Annotated in this window: 22 protein-coding genes; 12 read left to right on the top strand and 10 right to left on the bottom strand. The window is 64.8% G+C overall.

Translation table 11 applies throughout. From position 1 onward, the window contains the following. The first annotated feature begins 328 nt into the window (after positions 1 to 328). On the top strand, positions 329 to 2,956 hold the full coding sequence (locus ACQPYH_RS28685) for a tetratricopeptide repeat protein (RefSeq protein WP_432877418.1): 2,628 nt from the start codon (positions 329 to 331) through the stop codon (positions 2,954 to 2,956). A gap of 374 nt (positions 2,957 to 3,330) precedes the next feature. On the opposite strand, the gene ACQPYH_RS28680 is transcribed toward ACQPYH_RS28685, so the two are convergent. Further along, complete coding sequence (locus ACQPYH_RS28680; protein ID WP_432877415.1) at positions 3,331 to 4,230, bottom strand: DUF5677 domain-containing protein; 900 nt, start codon at positions 4,228 to 4,230, stop codon at positions 3,331 to 3,333. A 210-nt stretch (positions 4,231 to 4,440) separates the two neighbouring features. Here ACQPYH_RS28680 and ACQPYH_RS28675 point away from each other — a divergent pair, with 210 nt between their 5' ends. The 4 genes from ACQPYH_RS28675 to ACQPYH_RS28660 all read left to right on the top strand — a co-directional run bounded on the left by ACQPYH_RS28675 (position 4,441) and on the right by ACQPYH_RS28660 (position 11,379). Beyond that, the gene (locus tag ACQPYH_RS28675; protein WP_432877413.1) at positions 4,441 to 5,343 is read left to right on the top strand and encodes a hypothetical protein; all 903 of its coding nucleotides are present in this window, start codon (positions 4,441 to 4,443) and stop codon (positions 5,341 to 5,343) included. 1,177 nt (positions 5,344 to 6,520) lie between these two features. Beyond that, positions 6,521 to 7,147 (top strand): hypothetical protein, encoded by a 627-nt coding sequence (locus ACQPYH_RS28670; protein ID WP_432877410.1) that lies wholly within the window; start codon positions 6,521 to 6,523, stop codon positions 7,145 to 7,147. A gap of 726 nt (positions 7,148 to 7,873) precedes the next feature. Next, complete coding sequence (locus ACQPYH_RS28665; RefSeq protein ID WP_432877408.1) at positions 7,874 to 10,783, top strand: helix-turn-helix transcriptional regulator; 2,910 nt, start codon at positions 7,874 to 7,876, stop codon at positions 10,781 to 10,783. A 131-nt stretch (positions 10,784 to 10,914) separates the two neighbouring features. Further along, positions 10,915 to 11,379 carry a hypothetical protein gene (locus ACQPYH_RS28660; RefSeq protein WP_432877406.1) on the top strand — a complete coding sequence of 155 codons (465 nt, stop codon included), beginning with the start codon at positions 10,915 to 10,917 and terminating at the stop codon, positions 11,377 to 11,379. An 81-nt stretch (positions 11,380 to 11,460) separates the two neighbouring features. Here ACQPYH_RS28660 and ACQPYH_RS28655 read toward each other — a convergent pair whose 3' ends face one another. Next, positions 11,461 to 11,787 carry a CD225/dispanin family protein gene (locus ACQPYH_RS28655; RefSeq protein ID WP_432877403.1) on the bottom strand — a complete coding sequence of 109 codons (327 nt, stop codon included), beginning with the start codon at positions 11,785 to 11,787 and terminating at the stop codon, positions 11,461 to 11,463. Positions 11,788 to 11,950: 163 nt separating this feature from the next. On the opposite strand from ACQPYH_RS28655, the gene ACQPYH_RS28650 reads away from it, so the two are divergent. Further along, a complete protein-coding gene (locus ACQPYH_RS28650) occupies positions 11,951 to 12,259 on the top strand; it encodes a transposase (protein ID WP_432877400.1) in 309 nt (102 codons plus the stop codon). Between the two features lie 258 nt (positions 12,260 to 12,517). Then, on the top strand, positions 12,518 to 12,802 hold the full coding sequence (locus ACQPYH_RS28645) for a DUF1876 domain-containing protein (protein ID WP_432877397.1): 285 nt from the start codon (positions 12,518 to 12,520) through the stop codon (positions 12,800 to 12,802). A gap of 45 nt (positions 12,803 to 12,847) precedes the next feature. Here the strand turns inward: ACQPYH_RS28645 and ACQPYH_RS28640 are convergent, their stop codons facing one another. Both ACQPYH_RS28640 and ACQPYH_RS28635 read right to left on the bottom strand, forming a co-directional pair. After that, positions 12,848 to 13,111: a hypothetical protein gene (locus ACQPYH_RS28640; RefSeq protein WP_432877394.1), complete on the bottom strand. Its 264-nt coding sequence runs from the start codon at positions 13,109 to 13,111 to the stop codon at positions 12,848 to 12,850. A gap of 31 nt (positions 13,112 to 13,142) precedes the next feature. Beyond that, on the bottom strand, positions 13,143 to 13,460 hold the full coding sequence (locus ACQPYH_RS28635; RefSeq protein WP_432877392.1) for a hypothetical protein: 318 nt from the start codon (positions 13,458 to 13,460) through the stop codon (positions 13,143 to 13,145). A 267-nt stretch (positions 13,461 to 13,727) separates the two neighbouring features. Between ACQPYH_RS28635 and ACQPYH_RS28630 the strand changes: the two genes are divergently transcribed. From ACQPYH_RS28630 to ACQPYH_RS28615, 4 genes are read left to right on the top strand one after another with little or no spacing between them, the layout of a single operon-like run. Then, positions 13,728 to 14,150, top strand: a complete 423-nt coding sequence (locus ACQPYH_RS28630) for an Hsp20/alpha crystallin family protein (protein ID WP_432877389.1) — start codon at positions 13,728 to 13,730, stop codon at positions 14,148 to 14,150. 59 nt (positions 14,151 to 14,209) lie between these two features. Further along, positions 14,210 to 15,454 carry a type III sulfide quinone reductase, selenoprotein subtype gene (gene sqr / locus ACQPYH_RS28625; protein ID WP_432877386.1) on the top strand — a complete coding sequence of 415 codons (1,245 nt, stop codon included), beginning with the start codon at positions 14,210 to 14,212 and terminating at the stop codon, positions 15,452 to 15,454. Then, entirely contained in the window at positions 15,451 to 15,744 is a 294-nt protein-coding gene (locus tag ACQPYH_RS28620) for a TusE/DsrC/DsvC family sulfur relay protein (protein WP_432877383.1), read from the top strand. Before sqr ends, ACQPYH_RS28620 begins: the two co-directional genes overlap by 4 nt. A 9-nt stretch (positions 15,745 to 15,753) precedes the next feature. Next, a complete protein-coding gene (locus tag ACQPYH_RS28615) occupies positions 15,754 to 16,263 on the top strand; it encodes a DsrE/DsrF/DrsH-like family protein (RefSeq protein ID WP_432877380.1) in 510 nt (169 codons plus the stop codon). Between the two features lie 43 nt (positions 16,264 to 16,306). Here ACQPYH_RS28615 and ACQPYH_RS28610 read toward each other — a convergent pair whose 3' ends face one another. The 3 genes from ACQPYH_RS28610 to ACQPYH_RS28600 form a co-directional block, all read right to left on the bottom strand. Beyond that, positions 16,307 to 16,981, bottom strand: coding sequence for a DUF4386 domain-containing protein (locus ACQPYH_RS28610; RefSeq protein WP_432877377.1), 675 nt, complete (start codon positions 16,979 to 16,981; stop codon positions 16,307 to 16,309). An 84-nt stretch (positions 16,982 to 17,065) separates the two neighbouring features. Then, positions 17,066 to 17,827, bottom strand: coding sequence for a DUF4389 domain-containing protein (locus ACQPYH_RS28605; RefSeq protein WP_432877375.1), 762 nt, complete (start codon positions 17,825 to 17,827; stop codon positions 17,066 to 17,068). A gap of 70 nt (positions 17,828 to 17,897) precedes the next feature. Continuing rightward, the gene (locus tag ACQPYH_RS28600) at positions 17,898 to 18,083 is read right to left on the bottom strand and encodes a hypothetical protein (protein ID WP_432877373.1); all 186 of its coding nucleotides are present in this window, start codon (positions 18,081 to 18,083) and stop codon (positions 17,898 to 17,900) included. Between the two features lie 125 nt (positions 18,084 to 18,208). Between ACQPYH_RS28600 and ACQPYH_RS28595 the strand changes: the two genes are divergently transcribed. Next, positions 18,209 to 19,117, top strand: coding sequence for a DUF4386 domain-containing protein (locus tag ACQPYH_RS28595; protein ID WP_432877370.1), 909 nt, complete (start codon positions 18,209 to 18,211; stop codon positions 19,115 to 19,117). Between the two features lie 37 nt (positions 19,118 to 19,154). Here the strand turns inward: ACQPYH_RS28595 and ACQPYH_RS28590 are convergent, their stop codons facing one another. From ACQPYH_RS28590 to ACQPYH_RS28580, 3 genes are read right to left on the bottom strand one after another with little or no spacing between them, the layout of a single operon-like run. Further along, the gene (locus ACQPYH_RS28590) at positions 19,155 to 19,559 is read right to left on the bottom strand and encodes a hypothetical protein (RefSeq protein ID WP_432877368.1); all 405 of its coding nucleotides are present in this window, start codon (positions 19,557 to 19,559) and stop codon (positions 19,155 to 19,157) included. A gap of 21 nt (positions 19,560 to 19,580) precedes the next feature. After that, on the bottom strand, positions 19,581 to 20,363 hold the full coding sequence (locus ACQPYH_RS28585) for a universal stress protein (protein WP_432877365.1): 783 nt from the start codon (positions 20,361 to 20,363) through the stop codon (positions 19,581 to 19,583). Continuing rightward, the gene (locus ACQPYH_RS28580) at positions 20,360 to 21,154 is read right to left on the bottom strand and encodes a 2-oxo acid dehydrogenase subunit E2 (RefSeq protein WP_432877363.1); all 795 of its coding nucleotides are present in this window, start codon (positions 21,152 to 21,154) and stop codon (positions 20,360 to 20,362) included. Before ACQPYH_RS28580 ends, ACQPYH_RS28585 begins: the two co-directional genes overlap by 4 nt. Positions 21,155 to 21,230 lie beyond the last annotated feature (76 nt).

The raw sequence follows: 21,230 nt of genomic DNA, 5'->3' as shown, positions 1-21,230 counted from the left end.
GAGGTAGAGGTAGAGGTAGAGCTAGCGGCTGGCGCGGTACGCGTGCGAGTTCGTGGAGCATTCAAACCTTCTCGACGCGGGCGATCTTCAGTCGATCTGCTGACTCCGACGCCGTCGAGGAGGTCAAGGCACTGGACGCGCTCGCTGCCCCAGCGCCGTTGCACTTGGCCGGTGCTGTGCCCAACCTGAACCAGCCCAACACCGACCACGGGACCAGGGATCTGCGCGAGGTGCCGCTGGGGTTATCCACAGGCACCTTTGGTCGGTTCTGCACTCATGGCGGGCTCGGTCGCGTGTCAGGGCGATTCGATGCTGGCACGATGCATGGATGGGGAAGTTGAGGCGATCTGGGTGGCGGGTCGCAGCGTGTCTCACGGCCCTGCTGTTCCTGGTGGGGATTTGCGTTGCCGTCGTCGGAAACTGGGCCACCGCTAACCAGCCGCGATGGTTGGACTCGTTACTCGACAAGCATCAGGCTGCCGTGTGGATCGGCCTAGCCGTGCTGGCTGTTGGCGGCAGTATTGTCAGCCTGCTGGCCTTCCGCGCATCTCTTGACCGAGAGTCCTCGGCCGACGCCGGTCTCTCGGGAACGCTGGGCTGCGCAGGTCAGAGTAAGGATGCGGTGCCGCCGACCAAGCCCGACGCAAAGAGCGCGCGGGCGGCGGGCGTCGTGTTGGCAGTTCCTGCCTTGAGCCAAACGTCGACGGACTCCATTACCGGACGCGACGCCGAACTCGACCTCGTACTGCACTTGCTTGATCCGGCGGACAGCGTGGGCGATACCGTATTCCCGCTTGTGGCGGGCTTGCCCGGGGTCGGCAAGACCTCTTTTGCGCATCGAGCAGCTTCGATGGCTGTGGAACGGGGTTGGTTCGCGGACCGAGCATTCTTTTCGGATCTGCACGGCTACGATGCAGACGGCGGTATAACTGCGGAGCAGTTGTACCCACTGTTGCTGCGGGCTCTCGGAGTCGCTGGTGATCAGATCCCGCCGACAGTTGGCGAGCAAGCCCTGACCTACAGTCAGGTCCTGGTTCGGCTGGCCAGTGATGGGCTGGCGGTTCTACTTGTCTTTGACAACGTTTCCAGCGTCAGGCAGATCGTGGACCTCTTGCCCTCGGGCGGGGTCCACCGTGTCCTGGTGACATCGCGCGACAGCCTCGACGACCTTCCCCGTGTTCGCGTCCTCGACCTTGGAACGCTGGAGAGGCGGCATGCCGTTGCAGTGATCGGGGACGTTCTGCTCCGGCGGAATCCAACAGACCGACGAGTCGTGGACGAGCCAACACAGGCCAGTGAACTCGCAGCACTGTGCGGCGAGTTGCCGTTGGCGTTGCAGATCGCCGCGTCTCTGCTGGCGGACGATCCCGACCTGACGATCGCGGCGCTGGTCGAAGATCTGTCGGATTTGTCCACGCGACTCGACGGCCTAGCGTACGGAGAGCGTGGTGTGGCGGCCGCCTTCGAGCTTTCTTGGCAGCGCCTCGTCTCTCGCGACACGCGAGCCTCCAGTCTGTTCTTGGAGCTATCGATCAATCCCGGCCCTGAGATTGGCCTTCCTGCCGCTGCAGCCCTGCACAATGAGTCGCAGTCGGTCGTGAGACGACAGCTCCGGACTCTGCGGCGAGCACGTCTGATCGAGCCCGGAACGGCCGCAGGCCGCTGGACCATGCATGACCTTCTTCGCGCGTACGCCAAGAGTCTTCTGACGGTCGAGGAAGATCCTGAGGAGCAGTCCGCCGCGACCGAACGACTGTTGGATTACTACCTAGCCATGACGATCGCTGCGGGTCGTCTCGGTTTCGCGCCTGGTAAGCCCCAGTCAGATCAAGTCCTCGATCACACGGACGCTTTGGTGTGGCTGGACATGGAACGTCCAAACTTGGTAGCCGCAGTCGACCTTGCTGCGGACACGAACCAGCCTGAGCGCGCATGGAAGCTAGCCGTGTCTCTGTCCGACGTCCTATTGCGGAGTCGCCATTTCGGCGATGCGATACGGGTGGCGACCACGGGGGTGCAAGCTGCCCGACTAGGCACGCCCGGTGACCAGATCCCCGAAGCTATGGCACTTGGTAACCTTGCCGCCGCCCTGCGCGCGACCCGTCAGTTCGAACATTCGGTCAAAGTTGGACGCCAAGCGATCGAGATCGCCCGTGAGGCGGGCGAAGAACATGTTGAAGGCATCGCGCTAAACAACCTCGGCCTGGCTCTTCGCAGTCTGAGGCGCTTTCATGAGGCCGTCGCTGCCCATGACCAGGCAGTTGCCCGACTGCGCGATTCGCCCGACCGCCGGAGCACGGCCATGGCACTGAGCAACCTCGCAGCCGCGCTACGCGAAGCGGGCCAGAATGGGCGCGCGATCGAGGTCTTGGAACAATCCGTCGTTATCTCCCGCGAGCTCGGCGACCGTCGTGGCGAAGCCAAGGCGCTGAACAACCTTGGCCTGGTCCTGCAGGAGCTGCCGGCAGGAGACGTGCCACAAACAACCGTCGTGGCGGACGCGATCAGCGCCCATGAACAGGCAGCACAGATCTATCGCGAGGTTGAGGACGGGTACGGCGAGGCTACCGCGCGAGACAACCTCGGGCTCGCCCTGCAAAGGGCGGAGCGATATGCCGATGCGGTCACTGTTCACCAGCAGGCTCTGGACTTCTTCAGACAGACCGACGACCGCCACGACGAAGCGACCGCTCTTAACAACCTCGGCGGCGCCCTGCTGCAAGACGATCGCGTCGACCAGGCGATCACTGCCCTCGAGGAAGCCGTTCGAATGTACCGAAACACCCGCGACGCGCACGGCGAAGGTTCGGCACTAGCTAACCTCGGCAGTGGCTACGAGGCCTCGGATCGCGCACAAGACGCCCGACAGGCGTGGACCCAAGCTGTCGAGGCCTTCAACCGGGCTGGCGCATCAGAAGCCGCGCAATTAGTTCAGCGGCTGCTCGACGATGATTAGCGCGCATTCCTCCTCGTAATGGCACACTCGTGAGGCGATGCCGATCGATTCCGCACGCCGGCGTCTGCAGCGGCCAGCGCTCAAGACCCCATGTCGGCCCGGCCAGCCGGCGGATCAGTCGCATTGACGACGAGTTCCCTGCTGCATTAGGCGACTTCCTCGTCGCATCCTCGCCCGACAGCAAGGATCACCTGGACGCCGGATGGTGCCTCTTCGATGGTCTCGATCAGTCCACCAGGTCGACGAACTCCCGGGTGAGGCGCTCAGGGTCGTCTAGCGCCTTGTCGATATCCGCTTTCATCTCCGCTCTCAGATCGGGAAGATCCGGCGCCCCCGTATGCTGGCTCAGTTGGATATCAGCTGTCGCCGTGCAGCTAGTCGGGAATCGGGCCCTGAAGCAGATTGAACTCCTCTGGCCTAATGATCGGTACCTTACCGAGAGCTTGCAACTCCGTGCTGACCGCCGCGAATTTCATCGCCATCTCCTCTGCGGCCTGGAGATCGCCCTCTGCCTCGGGCTCGAACTCCATCTGGGGAGTCAAGTCAGCGAGCGTCATCATGCAGATGCGCAGCAGCGTGTCACACGCGAAGTTCGTTAGGTACGACCGATGAGCTGGATGCCCGACCGATATAGGACCTGTCCGGGACTCAAACCACAAGCGGCGAAAGACCTCAGCCGCCGAGAAGTGGTTCGCGCGGCTGGTCGCTGCGTAGAGGTATGCGTAGAAGTTTCCCTTGCCCACGGAGTCGGCCAGCCATTGCAGGTTCGGCTTGGGTCCCGGCCACCCGAGTTCCTTGGCGATCGCCTTGAGGTCATTCCTATTGCCTTCGACCAAGGCGTCGAGGTCGCCGAGGAGTGCGCTGGGCCACCCCATGCCAACCATGGCGTCGGTGCCCGCGTAGTCACGAAGCGCCTGGACAGAACGGCCCGAGTCATTCAGGCTCAGCTTCAGCAGCAGTGTCCGCGCGTCGTCGCGCCGCAGGGTGTAGAGGTACCTCAGCCAGATCAACTCCTCACAGGATGCCCGGATGAACGCCGCCGCCATGTGTCCGAGTTCGGCCTCGCTCAGCTTCACTGCAGACTCGATGCTCTCGATCTGACGCTGTATCGATACTGGCCCAGCCAGTCTGCGAGGGTCTTCCTCAAAGGCCGCCAGGTCGATTTGCTTGTAGCCCGACACCATGAACCTTAAAAGCGGCAGCGCGGTCCGCGCCAGACGCACATAGTCTAGATCGCGCTGTTGCGGCTGGCCGGCTGCTTGGCCATCGTTCATTACGCATTCCCCCACGGGGCGCGCGCCCGATCCTCACGGCTAGTCCGAGTCTTTGCGCCAGTCGTACTGCTTTGTCCAAGGGAACCTCAGGTCGTGGAGAGCCGCGCGCCGACAGGTTACCTCTGAAAAGTCAGTATCGGGGGCATCGGCATATCGGATGAGAACACGGCGGATCGCGTTGAACTGTGGAGGTGGCTAGAGTGCGGCATCGTGGGCCACGACTACTCGAAGAGGACGCTGAAGCTGCTGTTTGGGCGGGCGACGCACTGTGCCTTCCCTGACCCCGCCTGCATGACACCTCTGATCTTTGAGCATCGTGGGCGGCTGACCGTGTCCGCAGATATCGCCCATATCCGCTCAGAGTCTGAGGACGGCCCGCGTTACGATCCGGACTACCCTGAGCCTCTGATCGATACAGAGGAGAACTTGCTCCTTTTGTGCGGTTTACACCATCGGCCCGTTGATCATCACGAATCGGTCTATCCGATCGAGGAACTTCTCGAATGGAAGCGCCGCCAGGTTGCTGAGGCCAGGACCGCCAGACGGTTCTCCGATGAGCAGATTGCTCAGATCGCCGGCCAGGTGCAGTCGGCACTAGCAGCACTGTACGAAGTGAGGCTGACCGTTCAGCCGGTGGGTCTAATCCTTACTGCTGAAGGCTTCGTGAGAACGCCGCTTTTGAGTCTCTCCGAGGTGACGGTCACCGGGGATTTGGGCCACTACCTCGGCATCGAGGTTGTCAATGAGGGCCTGGTACCTGTCTCCATTGATGCTGTCGGCATAGATGTCGATGTGGACGCGCGCGATCACATTAGCTACCACTTCCGAGTGGGCGAGTGGGCGCCACCATTCGGAGCGCGCCGGATCGAGTCCAAGGCGACGGCTCTGTACCCAGCGGATATCCCGACGGTCAGCGGCCACATCGTGGACGTTGCAAGATCCCGATCTCGGGTACCGCGTCGCTTCAAAACCTTTGCCGAAGGAGCCGGCGCCCGCGAGGACGGACTTTGGCTACCCGTGCTCGATCTGCCAGTTTGGAAGCCCGGCATGACAGAGACGAAGCTCGAAGCGATGCGGACCTCTGCCGCCGCCCGACGTGACCGGCTGGACTAGGACGACACAGTCTGAGTCCCGTCGCGGCATACCCGATACCTGGCGCGCCTGCCAGGGACAGGCGTCAGAGGGTGTCGCAAGCCCAAACCTGCCGACCTGTAGGGCCTCGCGCCTCTACGCTGTGCGGGCGGCCGACGTGAAGAAGTTGGCGGAGTCACCACAATTGTCGACTCGCCCTTATGCATGTTCATACCGTCCGCGGAGTTCGCGGACATCGGCTGACTCGTCAACCGCGCCGCGGCAACCAGACTGACTCCGCCGACCTGATCACTATCGGAGCACGGTTCAGCGGTGCTGGGCGACAGATGAAACACTTTGGTCTCGCGAACGATAGGTGATGCAAGGACCTAAGCCGGGATCGACCTACGTCCAGTACTACCGCTCGCCACCGGCCACCGGCAGGATGGCTAGCGGCCATGAGATCGAGACGATTCAGGCGTCAGCCGGGGGGAAAGATGCTTTGGTGGCACGCGTTGTTGTGGGGGGTGTTCGGAAGCTTCGCTGTCGAGGCGCTTGACTTCCACACGTTCGCCCGATCAACACGCAGACGAAGGCAGTTGGTTTTGGGAGTCGCTGACCTCGCATATCTGTCGATCTCGGTGATATTCCGGATCGCTTTGGGCGGCGGGGTAGCGCTTGCTGCCTTCCAGTCGGGCCAATTAGTAGGTCCATTGGCGGCCGTAGGTATGGGGGCGGCTGCTCCGCTGATATTGGTGCAGCTCGGCAAGGCAGTCCCAGGCGCGCATGGCGAGCTCGAGGACGACTCGCCTGTCCTTGCGACAGCACAATCGCCGACGGTCGAGCCATGAGGGTCAGCTTTAGGTCCCATCTCGCCAGCCTTAGCCGAGCGATCGGTCGCGCAGATCCGCGGTTCCGCCCTCGCCGCGCTCTTCCCAAGACACTCGTCGGCCGCGTGCTGTTTGCCTTCGTGACGCCGGTGTCCGGGCAACTCGCGGCGGCGCCGAGCGTTGCACGCGACTCCACACAGCCAGCACCCCTGGCCCGCGCGCGAAGTCGGCAATATGTGGACGGAGCCGGCGAGCGGACGGCAGGGCAGGCAGCCGTACGTCATGGCCAAGGTAATGACAATAGGGATCGCATATGGCGAGATCCCGTTCGGGAATCAAAATGGTCATCAAGGTTTTCCGTTTTAGTCCCAGCCGCAAGTGTCTTGGCGGTGTCTCTCGTTGTCGCGCTCGTATTCGGGTCGCCGTTCGGTTCCAATGAGGCTGGACCGGATCCGCAAATCACAGTCACGGTGACGGAATCCACCTCAGACCGCCCGCCAGAGCCGACGGACATATCGAGCGAGACTCCAAGCGGCGCACCAAGCAGCGTCGAGCCGCCCGACCCAGTCGAAACCACTCCCGGGGTCCTGCCACCGGAGGCTACCGGGAAGCCGTTGCAACTGGAAAGCTTCTTCAAATATCCGGATGGTTGGAGAGATGGCCGCTACGACATTGCCGACCGGAAACAAGTCGCTGGTATCGCGGGCCAGCTGCAGTCCTGCGGCCAGGACAACGGTCAGACGTTGGAGCTGCGACTCGCGAATAACTTCACCAGACTCAGGTTTGACTTCGCACAGAGCAACACGTCTGAGAGCTCCGACCAGGTGCTGCAGGTCAGGATCGATGCTAATGGAGCGTTCCGCGGCCAGAGGAGCGTCAAGCTGAATCAGATCGGTACTGTTGACGTTGTCGTTTCTGGTGTAAATGCGTTGAAATTGACTGTCTCTCTAAAGGAGTCACCTGCTTGTGGCTCTGGAAGTGTTGAGGCTGTACTTGCGAACATTCTCCTTACCTAACGGTTGAGTCGCAGCAGCGCTCAAGATCCCTGACATGGATCTTCACTTGCAAGATCCGCTCGAAGCCCGGGTTCATTTCGATTCCCCTCGAAGTCCGGCTCCTCGAGGATGTTGATCACCTGCCGACTCGTCCGCCGTGCGAACCCGGAATCCCCTCCCTGTTCGAGCAGAAGACCATGGGAGGTCAGATAGTGAGAGCGAGGCGAGCCGCCTGGTCGAGGAGTGCGGCTCGCCTCGAACAACCGGTGGTCAGCCCGGGAGCAGGCTGACTCCGGGTCTAGCAGAACCCACGGTAGGGTCGCTGACGACCGCAGTGATGGCTAATCGCTAACCGCTTGTTGTACGGCCCAACAGTGCGGGCCTGGGCGGGGTCTGTGGTCGAGCAGTGACGCCCGGATTGGAAGGCCGCCGGACCGCATCAACAGGGGCCGATCTGAGCCCCAGGAGCCACGCTGCCTTCGGCCTTTGTCGACTCCAGCAACTCTGTTACTCACCAGTTCGTTCCACAAAGTGTTCCAGACGGAGCGGGAAACGGTTCGCGGACGAGCTGGGCTGGAGTGTCTCCGGTGCAACCGCGTTTGCTCTGTGCAGGGAGCTGGCCGGGTGCCACGGATTGACGGGGCGCCCGGCTCCTGTTGACGTTGTGTTGTGGAGCAACCTGCCTCGTTTGTCGGCCGGGCCGTCGAATTAGCGCGCCTGAGTACGGCCTTGTCCGAGGGCGGGAGAATGATCCTGGTCACCGGAGAGGCTGGCATTGGTAAGACGCGGCTGATCGGTGAAGCGCTCATGCGCGTGAGCGAGGCTCGCGCCGTGTTGCTGACAGGCGCTTGCCTGCCGTTGACCGAGACGTTGCCGCTGCTCCCGCTCGCAGATGCCCTGCGGGAGTTCGTGCAGGCTCCAGACAGTCGGCTGCTCGATGGGGTTCTGGCCGTTGTCCCTCCTTATGTCCATGCAGAGGTTGGGCGGCTGGTGCCTCGGCTTGGTGCGACCGCACAGGTGAACGGGTCAGGGGCGGCGTGGCGGCGTGAGCGGCTGTTCACTGCCGTGGGCGAGCTGTTGGAGGAGATCGCCAGACGCGTGGCGGTGACTCTGCTCGTCGAGGATGTGCATTGGGCGGACGCAGAGACGTTGGACTGCCTTACTTACCTTGCACACGCCGCGCACCGGCCGACGTACGTGGTGACCTTCCGGAGCGATGAGGCGTCGTTCGACCCGCCCGTGACCGCGTGGACCAACCACATACGTCGCCAACGAAACGTCGAGGAGATTAGGCTCGACGGTCTGTCGGGTGAGGAAGTTGAGCAGCAGGCCGCGGCGATTCTAGGCGCTCCGGCGCCGACGATGCTGGTACGTGAGCTGCAGGCGCGTGCAGAGGGAAATCCTTTCTTTGTTGAGCAGCTCATGGCCGCGGCGGTTGGTGGATTTCAGGGCGATCAGCTGCGGCTACCCAGCGGGGTGCCCGCCGGTCTGGCCGAGTTGCTGGTGGCTCGGACGCGCCGTGTCGGCGTCGACGCTCGGCGGGTGTTGGAGGCACTCGCCGTTGTTGGACGGCCTGTGACGGAGGCACTCGTAGTGGAGATCGCGGCCATAGATGGAGGCGCTGTTCGTGCGGCGCTGAAGGAGCTGGCCGCCGGCCGGTTGCTGGTCGACCGTACGTCGGACGGCGGGTATCGTCCGCGTCACGCCCTGCTGGCTGAGGCCGTGGTGGCAGAGCTTCTCCCGGGCGAGCGCTCCGAGCTGCACAGCCGGGTCGCTGAGGCCTTGGAAGGACTCGCGGACACCAGGCTGGCCGCGGAGGTCGCAGGGCACTGGGCCGCCGCGGGTCGCCCGACGGAGGAGCTTCGAGCCAGGCTCGGAGCCGCCGACGCGGCCGAGCACATGTTCGCCTACGACGAGGTCGCGACACATAAGCTCAGGGCGATCGAGCTGTGCCGGCAGGTACCCGAGCAGGCACGTCCGCCCGGCCTCGAGATGCCCGGCCTGTACGTCCAGGTCGTCGATGCGTTGAAGGCCAACGGTGACGGCGTTCGCGCCGGCGAGGTGGCCGAGGAGGCGTACCGGCTCTTCTCTGACCACTCCGATCGTGCGGTGGCCGCGGTCATCCACCACCGCGCCGCGGACTATCGGTCCATCGATTCGGCGGAGACCGGACTCGAATTGGTCGAGGAGGCGCTGCGCCTCTTCGACGGTAGTCCACCGTCGACCGACCACGCCGCGGCGCTGTTCCTGCACTCCAATCTCCTCAGGAGCGCAGGCCATCAGGTCCGTGGCCGCCGCAGCCTGCGTCGAGCCTTGGAGGTCGCGGAGGCAGCGGGTTCGCCGCTCGTGTCCCGCCTTCTCAGTGTGCTGGCGCACGACCACTTCGTTCACGCCGAGCTTGAGCAAGGGTTTGAACTTCTCGAGCGGGCATGGCTGTTGATCGATGCCGATACCGACGCCGAGTCGGTGGAGTGGCTCGCCAACATCGAGTGTGACGTCCTGCTCAAGACACAGAAGCTTGAGGAGGCAAGTCGAGTGGCGCTACGCCACCTCGACGCCATCCGACGCGGCGGCCGGGCGGACAGCTTCGGCGCCTGCCTGTTGGCCGGGAATGCCGCGGAGGCCTTGATAGGTGTAGGCCGGATCGTCGACGCCGCCGCGCTGCTGGAACCACGGACATCGGGCTCTCCGACGCAAGATCGGTGGATCCTGGACCTGGAGCGCGCGCACCTGGATATGCTCCGCGGCGGCGTACAAGCGGCCGAGCGGCGGATCCAGCAGATTCGGGCCTTGCCAATCGGGGGCAGCGTCGAGTTCAACCGGGACATTGCGCAGTACGCCGCCGAGCTCGAGTTGTGGCGGAAACGGCCCGCCGAGGCCGTTCGTGAGGTCGAAACAGCACTCGAATATCATGACGGCACAGATGAGGTACAGCTCTGCGGATCGCTGCTCGTGCTCGGCTTGCGGGCGTGCGCTGACTTAGCCGAAGCTGCGCGGGCAGGGCGGGACGATGGTGGTGTGCAGCTTGCCCTCGCCGTCGCACGGCGCATCGAAAGTTGGCGCGACCGGCAGACCGCTGATCCTCTTGGCGACAGTGCCTTCTTCCGCGCCGGATCCGCTGAGCGCGCACTGTGGAACGCCGAGTGTAAGCGGTTGACAAGCATGAGCCAACCAGGCCTGTGGGACCTGGCTGCCCAACAATGGGAAGCAATGTCCCGACCGCATCAGGCTGCCTATTCGCGGTGGCGGCAGGCCGAGGCGCAACTGCTTGCCGGACATCAGCTCGATGTCGCCGCTGCCGCATTGCGATCAGCCGCGGCCGGTGCCGCCGGACACGCGCCGTTGATCACCGAGATCCGTGCGCTCGCACGGCGCGCCCGCATCAGCTTCGAACCACCGCCGAGCGCAACGATGGCAGCGCCCACGACGCCGGACTGGGCAACGCTGTACGGGCTCACCGACCGTGAACTGCTGGTCCTCCGGCTGCTCTCGAGCGGCCGTACCAACGCCGAGATCGGCGCCGAACTGTTCATCAGCCCGAAGACGGCCAGCGTTCACGTCACGCACATCCTCCGCAAGCTCGGCGTGACAAATCGAGTCCAAGCAGCCACCGTGGCCGAACGAGCCGGCCTCGCCGACGACACCGACCGCGCCTAGCCGCCGAGCTGGTACGTTGCGCGACGAACCACAGGTCTGGGACGACTGAGTCGTCGCCGTAAGGCTGCCGCGAGCCGCAGATTGAGGCAATGCCGGACGACATGAGCGTCTAAGCGGCAGACGCTGCGGGTATGGACACCTACCCGACGCAGACGAAGCCTGGCAGATCCGCCACCTCCGCGGTCCGACGCAACCGGTTCGTCGCTGCGCTGGCTGCCGCCGGTCTGGTTGTCGCCACCCAGCCCGCCGCTGTCGCCCGGGCGGTCGCCAACCTGCCGTACAGCGCCGTGGCAGTCGTCTGGGGTCGCGCGCACGGCGGCACCTGCGCGACGCACGACGACCTGATTGTCACCTGCGAATCCATGCAGGGCGGCTACGCCAACGCCGCCACAACGGTCGGCAACGTGTGGCTGTACGACGACCTGGGCGGCACCGACCGGCACCGCCACGAGGCGAGGCATGCGGACCAGTGGGCGATGTTCGGTCCTGCCTTCCTCGTCCTGTACGGCGCCGAGTCCGCTCGCACCGGAGGCGACTACCACCAGAACGTGTTCGAGCAGTGGGCAGGCTTGCACGACGGTGGCTATCTGCCCTGACCACGCAATCAGGGCCGGGTCCGCCGTTACGGACCCGGCTGTCTTGCTTCCCGACGCGGGATGGCGTCTCTGAGCGGCCTTTCAATGGACGTCGGAGTAGCTGCCCGCGCCGACCACGACCACGACGAGGAAGCCAACCGTGACCGCCGCGCTAGCCCAGCACAGGCACTTCGCCATCCGCGACGCACGACGGGCGCCCTCGACGTCGCCCAGCGCCAGCCGCGTGCGCACATTGCCCGCGCAGACGACTGCGGCTACGCCGAGCGGCGCGAAACACACCAGGGTGCACACCACGGCCGCGGCCAGGTGGCTGCGTACTGGGCTCGGCGCCGGCGGCCGGTTGCGCGACGGCGATACGACCGTCCCGGCCTTCGCGACAACGCTGCGACGTCCGACCACATTCGACATGCTTCGACTGTCCAGGCAATCGCCTGGCTTGACGTCCGGCGAAGCCTTATATTCAGCGCCGGCGCGCCTTAGGAGCAGCCGGCCGCAACACTCTCGGGTCTGCTGCACGAGTAGGTGACATCTGAGATGGCTTGCCGAGAGGTTGGCCTGAAAGGATGTTGCTGTGCCCAAGCCTTATCCGCGTGAGTTCCGTGACGATGTCGTTCGCGTGGCTCGCGATCGGGGACCTGGAGTGACGGTCGAGCAGATCGCCAAGGACTTCGGCGTTCATCCGATGACGTTGTTCAAGTGGCTGCGCCAGGCCGAGGTCGACGACGGCGCCAAGCCCGGTGTGTCTCGTGGTGAGTCGGCCGAACTGCGCGAGGCGCAGCGGCGGATCAAGCTGCTGGAACAGGAGAACGAGGTACTGCGCCGCGCGGCGGCGTACCTGTCCCAGGCTCACCTTCCGGGAAAAGGCTCTACCCGCTCGTGAGCGAGCTGGCCGCCGACGGGACCCCCGTCGCGGTGACGTGCCGGGTACTGAAGATCGCTCGCCAGCCGTACTACCGGTGGCTGGCCCAGCCGGTCATGACTGGCTCCCTTCTCACACCTCCAGCACACGCCGCGTCACGCACGCCCGGCAGGGCAGAAGTTCCCGGGTTGGGTGGACCGGACGGCCCTGGTCCGCGATCGCCGGAAGTCCGACGATGACGGCGAGAAGCAACATCTGCCCGGGTGGAAGGACGAGACCATGCCCACGAGGATCACCAGCAGGCGCTGGCGCGTCGACATCTTCGTCGACGAACACGAGGACGACCGGACCACGCACGCGGAGGCCCGCCTGCACACCAACGACAAGACCCACCTGGTCGGCCGCGGCGCCTCCCACCGCAACCCGGCCGACCGCGAGATCGTCGAGATCGGCGCCGAGCTGGCAGTGGCCCGAGCTCTGTCGGACCTATCCCACAAGCTGCTGGACGCCGCCGCATCAGACATCGAAGCCATCACCCACGAGCACGCCCACCTGCACAACTGACGCGACCCGTCCGGATGCGGCGGATCAGAACCGTCAATCCGGAGATCACTGCGCAGACAGCAGCCACAGCCAGCTGGGTGGGCGAGAGCAGTTGCAGGTGGAGCAGGTGGCGTGCGCTGCGCGGACCGGTCCGGACAGCGATACCGCCACCGGTCGCTGCCCGCCTCGGATCACCCAGAAGGCAAGTCCGCCGAAGAGCAGGCCGGTGGAGGCCATCGGCCGTACGTTGTCGATCATGGGCATCTGACCGTTGAAGCGGTAACCGACGTACGGGATCAGCACAGCAGCCAGCAGGATCAACGCGATCAAGTCTCGACCTCGCAGCCTCGCCGAGCTCACCTCACTTCCTCGGGCGCGGGATCGAGATCAGGATCCAGACGGCGGCGAAGAGCACCACCAGCGTGATTCGGAGTCCTTCGGACCATCCGCTGGTCCAGACGGCCGTGCCCAGGACCCAGGGGAAGAACGCGACCCAGACGAGGATCTCGAGCAGGATCGGCAGGTCGCGGATCCAGCCGGCCAGGTCGTCGAGCCGGCCGGCGTTCAGCAGGACGAAGAAGGCGACCCACATGCCGACCATCCAGACGAACCAGCCGCCGGAGGTTGCGGATGCTCGTCGGACCTCGGGGGCGGGGCTTCCGGTCGTTGACTTGGACATGACGACTCCCTTCGGCGCGCATACGTGGCGGCTGCCGTACGGAGACGACGCCGTCCTCAGCACGAGCTTCGGTCCGATGCGGACCAGGCACACGGGGCGTTAGGCCCGTTTGGCGTAGGCCCTTGCGCCCTGGGCTCAGAGGCTTCGCTGCCACGTGGCGGCGGGCAGGGCCGAAGGTCCGTGTACTGCGGTGCGTTGGGCCCTGCTGTGTGGATCGAGGACGAGGTGTGGTGGAGGTGTAGGGGAAGGCGAGAGGAAGGAGAAAACATGACGACGCTGCAGCACCGGGACAGCCGGCGGCAGCTCGCGGATCTGTTCGACTGGACCGAGGGCCTGCCGAGCCTCTTCACCATGCCGGCCGCGATGCGCGGTGTCCGCATCGAGGAGTTCACGTCCGACGACAAGTACGTCGTACGGGCCGAACTGCCCGGACTGGATCCGGCGAAGGACATCAAGGTCGAGGTCGCGAACGGGATGTTGACCGTGACGGCCACTCGTCAGCAGGAGGAGCACGACAGTGCCCGCTCGGAGTTCCACTACGGCACGCTCACCCGCCGGGTGCTGCTGCCGGACGGAGCCGACGAGCAGGCGGTCGTCGCGAAGTACGCAGCCGGAATCCTCGAGGTGACGGTGCCGATCTCGGCGAAGACGTCCGAGGCGCGCACGATCACGATCGAGCACACCGACTGACAACCACCCGGGCCCGGCCGGCCGCACCCGGCCGGGCCCCAACGTGAAAGGAATCGATGATGAGAAGGTTGGTGATCCTCGGTGGCGGCACGGCCGGCACCACGGTGGCCAACAAGCTGCGGCGCCGCCTGGCGCTGGACGAGTGGCGGATCACGGTGATCGACCGCGATCCCGACCACATGTACCAGCCGGGCCTGCTGTTCGTGCCTTTCGGGGGCCGGGAGGATCTCCTGAAGCCGCGTCGCCGGTTGTTGCGCAACGGTGTACTACTTCTGATCGGACAGGTCGAAGTTGTCGACGCCGAGCAGAAGACCGTGCGGTTCGCTGACGGAGACGTGGTCTGTTACGACTACCTGGTCGTTGCCACCGGCACCAGCTCGCGGCCGGACCAGACTCCTGGAATGCTGGGCACCGAGTGGCGTCGCAGTATCCACGACTTCTACACCTACGACGGTGCGTTCGCCCTCCGCGATGCACTGCAAGGGTTCGCCGGCGGTCGGCTCGTCGTACACGTGGTCGAGCAACCCATCAAGTGCCCGGTGGCGCCGCTGGAGTTCATGTTCCTCGCGGAGGCGTTCTTCCGCCGGCTCGGTAGGCGGGACCAGGTGGAGATCGTGTACGTGACACCACTGGACGGTGCGTTCACCAAACCGATCGCGTCGCAGTACCTCGGCCGGTTGCTCGACGAGCGGAAGATCGCCGTCGAGACCGACTTCATGGTCGAGCGCGTCGACGCCGAACGCAAGACGCTGGTCAGCTACGACGAGCGTGAGATCGGCTACGACCTCCTGGCCACCGTGCCGCTCAACATGGGTGCGGACTTCGTCGCGGCTTCCGGTCTCGGCGATGAGTTGAACTACGTGCCGGTGGACAAGCAGACCCTGCAGTCGCACGCGCACCCGGAGATCTTCGCCATTGGGGATGCCAACGATCTGCCGACGTCGAAGGCCGGCTCGGTGGCGCACTTCTCGAGCGAGATCTTCGTCGAGAACTTCCTCCAGTACGTCGAAGGTGTCGCGATGACGCACCGTTTCGACGGACACGCGAACTGCTTCGTCGAGACCGGCGACGGCAAGGGCCTGTTGATCGACTTCAACTACGACACCGAGCCGCTGCCCGGACGCTTCCCGCTGGGGCGGCTCGGACCACTCTCGTTGCTCCGTGAGACCAAGACGAACCACTGGGGCAAGGTCGCGTTCCGCTGGATCTACTGGAACCTGCTGCTCCCGGGCCGTTGGCTGCCAGTGCCCGCTCTGATGTCGATGAGCGGCAAACACCGACCGGACGAGGAGGTCCGACCATGAACACCATCCACGTCGACGCGGAGGGATTCCTGACCGAGTACGACGAGTGGACCGACGATCTCGCCGTACAGCTTGCCGAGCGGATCGGCATCGAGCTCACCGACGACCACTGGAAGGCGATCCGGTTCCTGCGCCAGGACTACCCGACGCACGGTGAGACCGCCACGCTGCGGCGGGTGTCGACGCTGGCCGGCATTCCGGTGAAGCAGTTGTTCGTGTTGTTCCCGGGCAAGCCGGCCAAGAAGATGGCATACGTCGCCGGCCTGCCGAAACCCCGTGGTTGTGTGTAGGAGGACGTCATGACAACGACGATGCCGTTGGTCGTCCCGGATTTCGGTGACCAGGCAACCCAAGGCCGCAAGCTGGCGATCATCTGCTCGAAGGGCAACCTGGACATGGCCTACCCGGGCCTGATCCTGGCCAACGCCGCCCTCGGCGAAGGGGTGGAGACGCACCTGTTCTTCACCTTCTGGGGCTTCGACATGATCACGAAGTCGCGGATGAACGACCTGAAGTTCACCATGCTCGGCAACACCGCGACACACATGCCGCAGGGCCTCGGCGGCCTGCCCGGCATGACGGCGATGGCCACCCACCAGATGAAGAAGCAGATCCAGGACATCGGCGTTCCCGACGTACCGGAGTTCCTGGAACAGATCGTCGCCTCCGGCGGCCATCTGTGGGCCTGCCGCATGTCCGCCGACATGATGCACCTCGACGAATCCGACCTCTACGAAGACGTCGAAGCAATCATCAGCGCCGCCGACTTCATCGAAAAGACCGACGGCGCCCAGATCATCTTCATCTGAACAGGATCCATCGGGACCCTTTGGAGGTTGCTGCGAAGGCCGACTACGAGTTCGCGCCGGGGACAACGGGCTCGCCGTCGACTCCGGCCAGAATCGGAGACGGCCTGAATCCCTTGACGATGAGGTAGATGCCGAACGACAACTCCCAGAAGAACTCTGGAATCGTCGCGATGCCCTGGACCGCTCCTCCACGCTCGATGACGTCGAACATGACGAGAATTCCTGAGGCTGCGATCAGCGGGCCTCCGACGAGCCCCAGCATCGCCATACCTCGTGGCACCAAACCGGAGCGATACATGAGGTAGCCGAGGATGATTCCGTTCGCGACGCCGGCGCAGAAGCCTGGACCGATCAGAAAGGCTCGATCGTAGACCGCGACGAAAGCCTGGCCGAGAGCGGCGTCCGTGCCGGCCGTGCCTTCCTGCCGCATCAACAGGAACGTGAGAAGGCTGACGATGCCGATGGCAATGAACACTGCCTCGACGAGGCGGGCTGCGACGTAGCCGAGCGCGAGGCTTTCGCTGTAGCGCTTGAAGATCGCGTATGGCACTACTGCTGTGCCGATATTGGCGATGATGACGATGAGTTCGAGGAGAGCCCCCAAAGCCACGCTTTTGGTTGGGTCGGCGCCGGTTCCGGTGATGTAGTCGGGGTGATCCCGAACCGGCGCGTACAGGATGAAGTACGCCGGGATCGAGGCGACGAAGGTGACCACCATCAGCCAACCCGTCAGGGTGGCAATCTTCCGTGCGTACGCCGCGCTGATGCTCTGGCGTTGTGTGGCAATGTCCATCTGAATCCCCTACTTCTCTGGCGATGTTGCGCCGGTGCGCGGGGCTTGCGTCATCAGGTCGGCCGGCCCCGATGCACCAGGCGACGGACGCGACACGGCGAGGACGGGATCGCTGCCGCCTTGGTCGAGGCGGAACGGGGGATACACATCGGTCATCAGGGCCGCGTAGCCCGCGACCCGCAGAGCCCAGCGATTCATTCCCATGATCAGGTCGTAAAGCGGCCGGGGGTAGGCACCGGTGAACGCGAGGATCACCGCAGCAATGAGCACCAGGATCCCGACCAGGCCACCACTGCCGCCAATGTTCCACTGCCAGTTGTCGGACCGGTTCGCGGCCCACGCTCCACCGCCGACGAAAATGCCGACGATGATGTAGTGCGGGATCGCGAGCAGCCACCACTTCACCAGCACGAGGCCTCGGGACAGGTGCTCAGGGTAGTCAACCGACAGGTGGGCTGGATATTCCTCGACCTCAGCGAGGGTGAACGGCGGGTACTGGTCGGTGCCGAGTGCGCCGTATGCGTAGTAGGTCACACGCCAGGACCACCGCAGGACGCCAACGTTGTACTTGAAGATGGCGAGCGGGTAATGCCCAGTGAAGAGGATCGCGAAGAACGCGATCACCGAACTGACGATGAAGCCGATCCACAGGAACAGCAGTACGAAGTAATGCGGGATCACAAGGATCCATTTGACCAGCCAGAGCCACCTCGATGATTTCGGATCCGGCGCGGCGTTCACATGCACCGGGTACGCCACAGATGTCGTCATCAGAACCATCTCCAAAGCCTGCTCAATACAGACGACGCCCGCCCTGGGCCGCCTGCTTCTCACCCCAGAGCTATCGGTGCGTGTCCTCGCACCTCGGAATCAGCAGGAGCGCAGAGATCGAGGTGACCTCGGTGGCCAGGTCGAACTCGTCCGCGACGATCGCGGTACGTCTCAAGGTGCTCACGTTCGCCATCCGGCTGAACTCCCCCTGCAGGCAGCACAAGACCCGGCGTTCATATCTGTCGACGACAGACACGCCCGGCACCCCCACCTGCATACGCCCCGTGCTGCCCACCATCCTCGGGAGTACTACCTGTGTCAACGTTGAACTGCATCGTCAGGTACCGCTGCCGGTCGTGGACAGGGTCGGCGGAGAGGCCCATGCTGGGGGCAGCGCGGACAGATCCTGCGCCTAGTGGCCCGTCGGGGCTGCGACAGTTTCGTGCCGTGCTGGGGGCCGTCAGCATGGGCACAACAAGCAGCCATCAGCACAACAGTGAGACAGCAGAGCGATCCAGCGTGGGGGCACCTTCGTCCGCTGGGTCGCGGCCTAGATCAGCCCTTGTGGCCGGGAGTCTCTTCATCGCTTCCACGGTGGCGTTCATGATCGCGGCGACTGTGTTGTCCATGACGTTCGACTGGCCTGACATTCTGCGGGAGCCGGCGGATGTAGTGCTGCCTCAATTCGCGGCCGGCGGGGCGAGCCTGGTGTGGACCTGGTTCGCGGTGGCCTGGACGTACGCCGTACTCGCGGTTCCGATCTTGTTGCTGCCGACGGCGCTGGCTCGCCGCGAGGACGCCGCGTTGCGAGTCGCGACCTATCTCGGAGCGGCCTCGGTCCTGTTGGCTCTGATCGGGTTCCTGCGCTGGGTCTTCGTCGTACCGACCCTGGCCGATTCGTATACGGGTGGTGACGAAGGCACCCGCTCAGCGGTTGCTGCGGCCTGGACAGCTCAGCACCAGTACGGTGGCGCGCTGCTGGGCGAGCACCTCGGTCAGCTCCTGGCCATCAGTTGGTCGGTCACTGTCAGCGTCATCATCCTGCGCTCCCACGTCATGCCCGCCTGGGCGGGCTGGCTCGGTCTGCTCGCAAGCGCTCTGTACCTCGTCAACCAGGGCGATATCCTCGCGACGGCCGTATCAGGATTCCCCGTCTGGGACCTGGGCGGCCTCCTCGGAAGCTACCTGTGGGCAGCATGGCTGCTCGTTCTCGGCGTCCTGCTGTTCAGGCGGGTGAACGGAAATGTCCCGATCGAAAACTCACGGACCTTGCCGGCAGAGCAGTCCTGATCCCAGCAGTACCGAACCGTGGCGTTCGCCTGAGACGCTACCGACCAGCTCGGAAGGCGTGGCGGGTTGCGGGTAGGGCGAAGGCGAGGGCGGGGATGCACCAGAGCCAGAAGCCCCAGCCGAAGAGCATGAGGGCTAGGTGGAACAGTACGACGGCTACGTAGCCGAGGCGTGGAGTTTTGACGAGCAGGACGGCGATCGTGAGCTCGGCGGCTGCGAGGAGGAGGGCCCACGGCGTGGGGTAGGCCATGAAGATGTTCTGCCAGCCGTCGCGGACCCAGCCGAAGAACGCCGCGTCGGCGAAGCCGTCGTAGGAGCTCGGGGCGGCGAGGCCGAGGATCACGTGGACGCAGGCGCCGGAGGCGAAGAGGGCGACGAAGCCCCAGTGGATGGCTCGCCAGATCTGGGTTGACGGAATGGTTGGCGCACGGTTGGTGGTCATCTGGGGTCTCCCGTGGTCAAGTCAGCCGCCGATGGCGGCTGCCGGTATGACGGCGACGGGGCAGTCGGCGTGGTGGAGGACGGTTTGGCTCACCGAGCCGATGAGCATGCCGGCGAAGCCGCCGCGGCCGCGGGCACCTAGGACGATGAGGTCCGCGTCTGAAGACAGGCGGAGGATATGTTCGGCGGGGTGGCCGGTGATCTGGATCAGTTCGGCGTCGTGTCCGCCGCGGTTTTGGACGGCGTCGCGCAGCTCGGCCTCAGTGATCCGGTGTAGCTCGGAGCCTTCGGGCTGGGCTGCGACGACGCGAACGGCGACGTCGTGCCGGCGGGCGTAGTCGAGTCCGAAGTCGAGTGCGGTGTCGCTTGCCGGCGAACCGTCGTACCCGATGACGACGCGGACGCCTGCTGTGGTGCCGAGGTCAGGGCGTACGACGACGATCGGGCAGTGCGCGTTCGCGGCCAGGTCGAGACCTGTTGAGCCGACCAGCGCGCCGGCCATCAGGCCGAGGCCGCGGCTGCCGATCACGACGATCGCGGCCTTGCCGGAGGCCTCCACCAGAATGGTCGACGGCACACCGTTCTCGGTATGGGAGTCGATCGCGATCCGGGGATCCAGCCCACGCGCCAAAGCCACGGCACGGTAGACGATGTCGCCCGCCTGGGACGCGGATCCGCCCGGGGAAGCGGCGTACAGAAGACGAAGGTCGGTGCGCAGCGAGGCGGCCTCGAGCGCGGCCCACTTGATCGCGACGTCCGCGGCCGGCGATCCATCGATGCCTACGACAACAGGTTTGCGACTCATGCCCATTCCTTCGCGGTGACCGAGGAGCGGATCCCGTCGCCGGCTTTGAGCAGGTCGCGCAGCCGGCCCACGAAGCGGGCGGCCGGGGCGCCGTCGACGATGTCGTGATCGAGGCTGACGGTCAACTGGAGGAACTCGCGTTGGACCAGTACGCCCTGGAAGAAGATGGGCCGCCGCGCGAGACCCCCGATGACGACGCTCAGCGTGTGCAGCTGGAAGCCGACGCCCCAGCCCGCGCCGGCGCCGAACATGCCGACTGATGTCACGCCGACGGTGCCGGCCAACGCTCGCTGCCTGCGGGGTAGCCGGTGCACCGCACTGAGCAGTGCGACGCGGATGAGGCCGGGAAGCAGCAGATAAGCGTGGACCCACGGGGCCTTGCGGACCGACGGACTCAGCTGCGGATCTATTTTGACTGCGTGAATCTCGTTGTGCAGATCCTCGACCGTCCGCCTGCCCGCGTCACGCAGTACGTGCGTGAAGGCGAACGGACTGCCGTCGACCTCGACCTCCACCGGCAGACCGACATCGACCTGGTCGAAGACGATCTCTCGTCCGCGAAGATCACGGTACGCCTGAACACTGGGATCGGCCGCGACCGCGGCGGCGATGCAGTGGATCACGAACGCGGTGAAGAACTGCGTCGAGTCATCACGGCGTAACGCTGATCGGGCGGACGTGACGTCAACTTCGAACAAGCCGTGGATGGCGTGGCGGCGGCGTGCCGCGCGGCCGGTGTCGATCACCAGTTGCCGTACCCACGGCACCCGTCGTACCTGTGCATCGTCCACGGTGCCACCTCCTGAGTCTCCTCACAGCATGGGCGTTCCAGACGACCAGCCGCACCGGCCGATCGGTCCCAGCACG

This window comes from Kribbella sp. CA-245084 (assembly GCF_050942355.1).
GTDB lineage: Bacteria > Actinomycetota > Actinomycetes > Propionibacteriales > Kribbellaceae > Kribbella.
This window is presented reverse-complemented; position numbering and strand designations above follow the sequence as displayed.

Bases quoted from the DNA above. Each gene is read 5' to 3' on its own strand.
- ACQPYH_RS28660 (WP_432877406.1), top strand. From the start codon at position 10,915: ATGGACACCTACCCGACGCAGACGAAGCCTGGCAGATCCGCCACCTCC.
- ACQPYH_RS28685 (WP_432877418.1), top strand. From the start codon at position 329: ATGGGGAAGTTGAGGCGATCTGGGTGGCGGGTCGCAGCGTGTCTCACG.
- ACQPYH_RS28590 (WP_432877368.1), bottom strand. From the start codon at position 19,559: ATGACCACCAACCGTGCGCCAACCATTCCGTCAACCCAGATCTGGCGA.
- ACQPYH_RS28615 (WP_432877380.1), top strand. From the start codon at position 15,754: ATGACAACGACGATGCCGTTGGTCGTCCCGGATTTCGGTGACCAGGCA.
- ACQPYH_RS28680 (WP_432877415.1), bottom strand. From the start codon at position 4,230: ATGAACGATGGCCAAGCAGCCGGCCAGCCGCAACAGCGCGATCTAGAC.
- ACQPYH_RS28645 (WP_432877397.1), top strand. From the start codon at position 12,518: ATGCCCACGAGGATCACCAGCAGGCGCTGGCGCGTCGACATCTTCGTC.
- ACQPYH_RS28620 (WP_432877383.1), top strand. From the start codon at position 15,451: ATGAACACCATCCACGTCGACGCGGAGGGATTCCTGACCGAGTACGAC.
- ACQPYH_RS28605 (WP_432877375.1), bottom strand. From the start codon at position 17,827: ATGACGACATCTGTGGCGTACCCGGTGCATGTGAACGCCGCGCCGGAT.
- ACQPYH_RS28610 (WP_432877377.1), bottom strand. From the start codon at position 16,981: ATGGTGGTCACCTTCGTCGCCTCGATCCCGGCGTACTTCATCCTGTAC.
- sqr (WP_432877386.1), top strand. From the start codon at position 14,210: ATGAGAAGGTTGGTGATCCTCGGTGGCGGCACGGCCGGCACCACGGTG.
- ACQPYH_RS28635 (WP_432877392.1), bottom strand. From the start codon at position 13,460: ATGTCCAAGTCAACGACCGGAAGCCCCGCCCCCGAGGTCCGACGAGCA.
- ACQPYH_RS28665 (WP_432877408.1), top strand. From the start codon at position 7,874: ATGATCCTGGTCACCGGAGAGGCTGGCATTGGTAAGACGCGGCTGATC.
- ACQPYH_RS28630 (WP_432877389.1), top strand. From the start codon at position 13,728: ATGACGACGCTGCAGCACCGGGACAGCCGGCGGCAGCTCGCGGATCTG.
- ACQPYH_RS28595 (WP_432877370.1), top strand. From the start codon at position 18,209: ATGCTGGGGGCAGCGCGGACAGATCCTGCGCCTAGTGGCCCGTCGGGG.
- ACQPYH_RS28585 (WP_432877365.1), bottom strand. From the start codon at position 20,363: ATGAGTCGCAAACCTGTTGTCGTAGGCATCGATGGATCGCCGGCCGCG.
- ACQPYH_RS28655 (WP_432877403.1), bottom strand. From the start codon at position 11,787: ATGTCGAATGTGGTCGGACGTCGCAGCGTTGTCGCGAAGGCCGGGACG.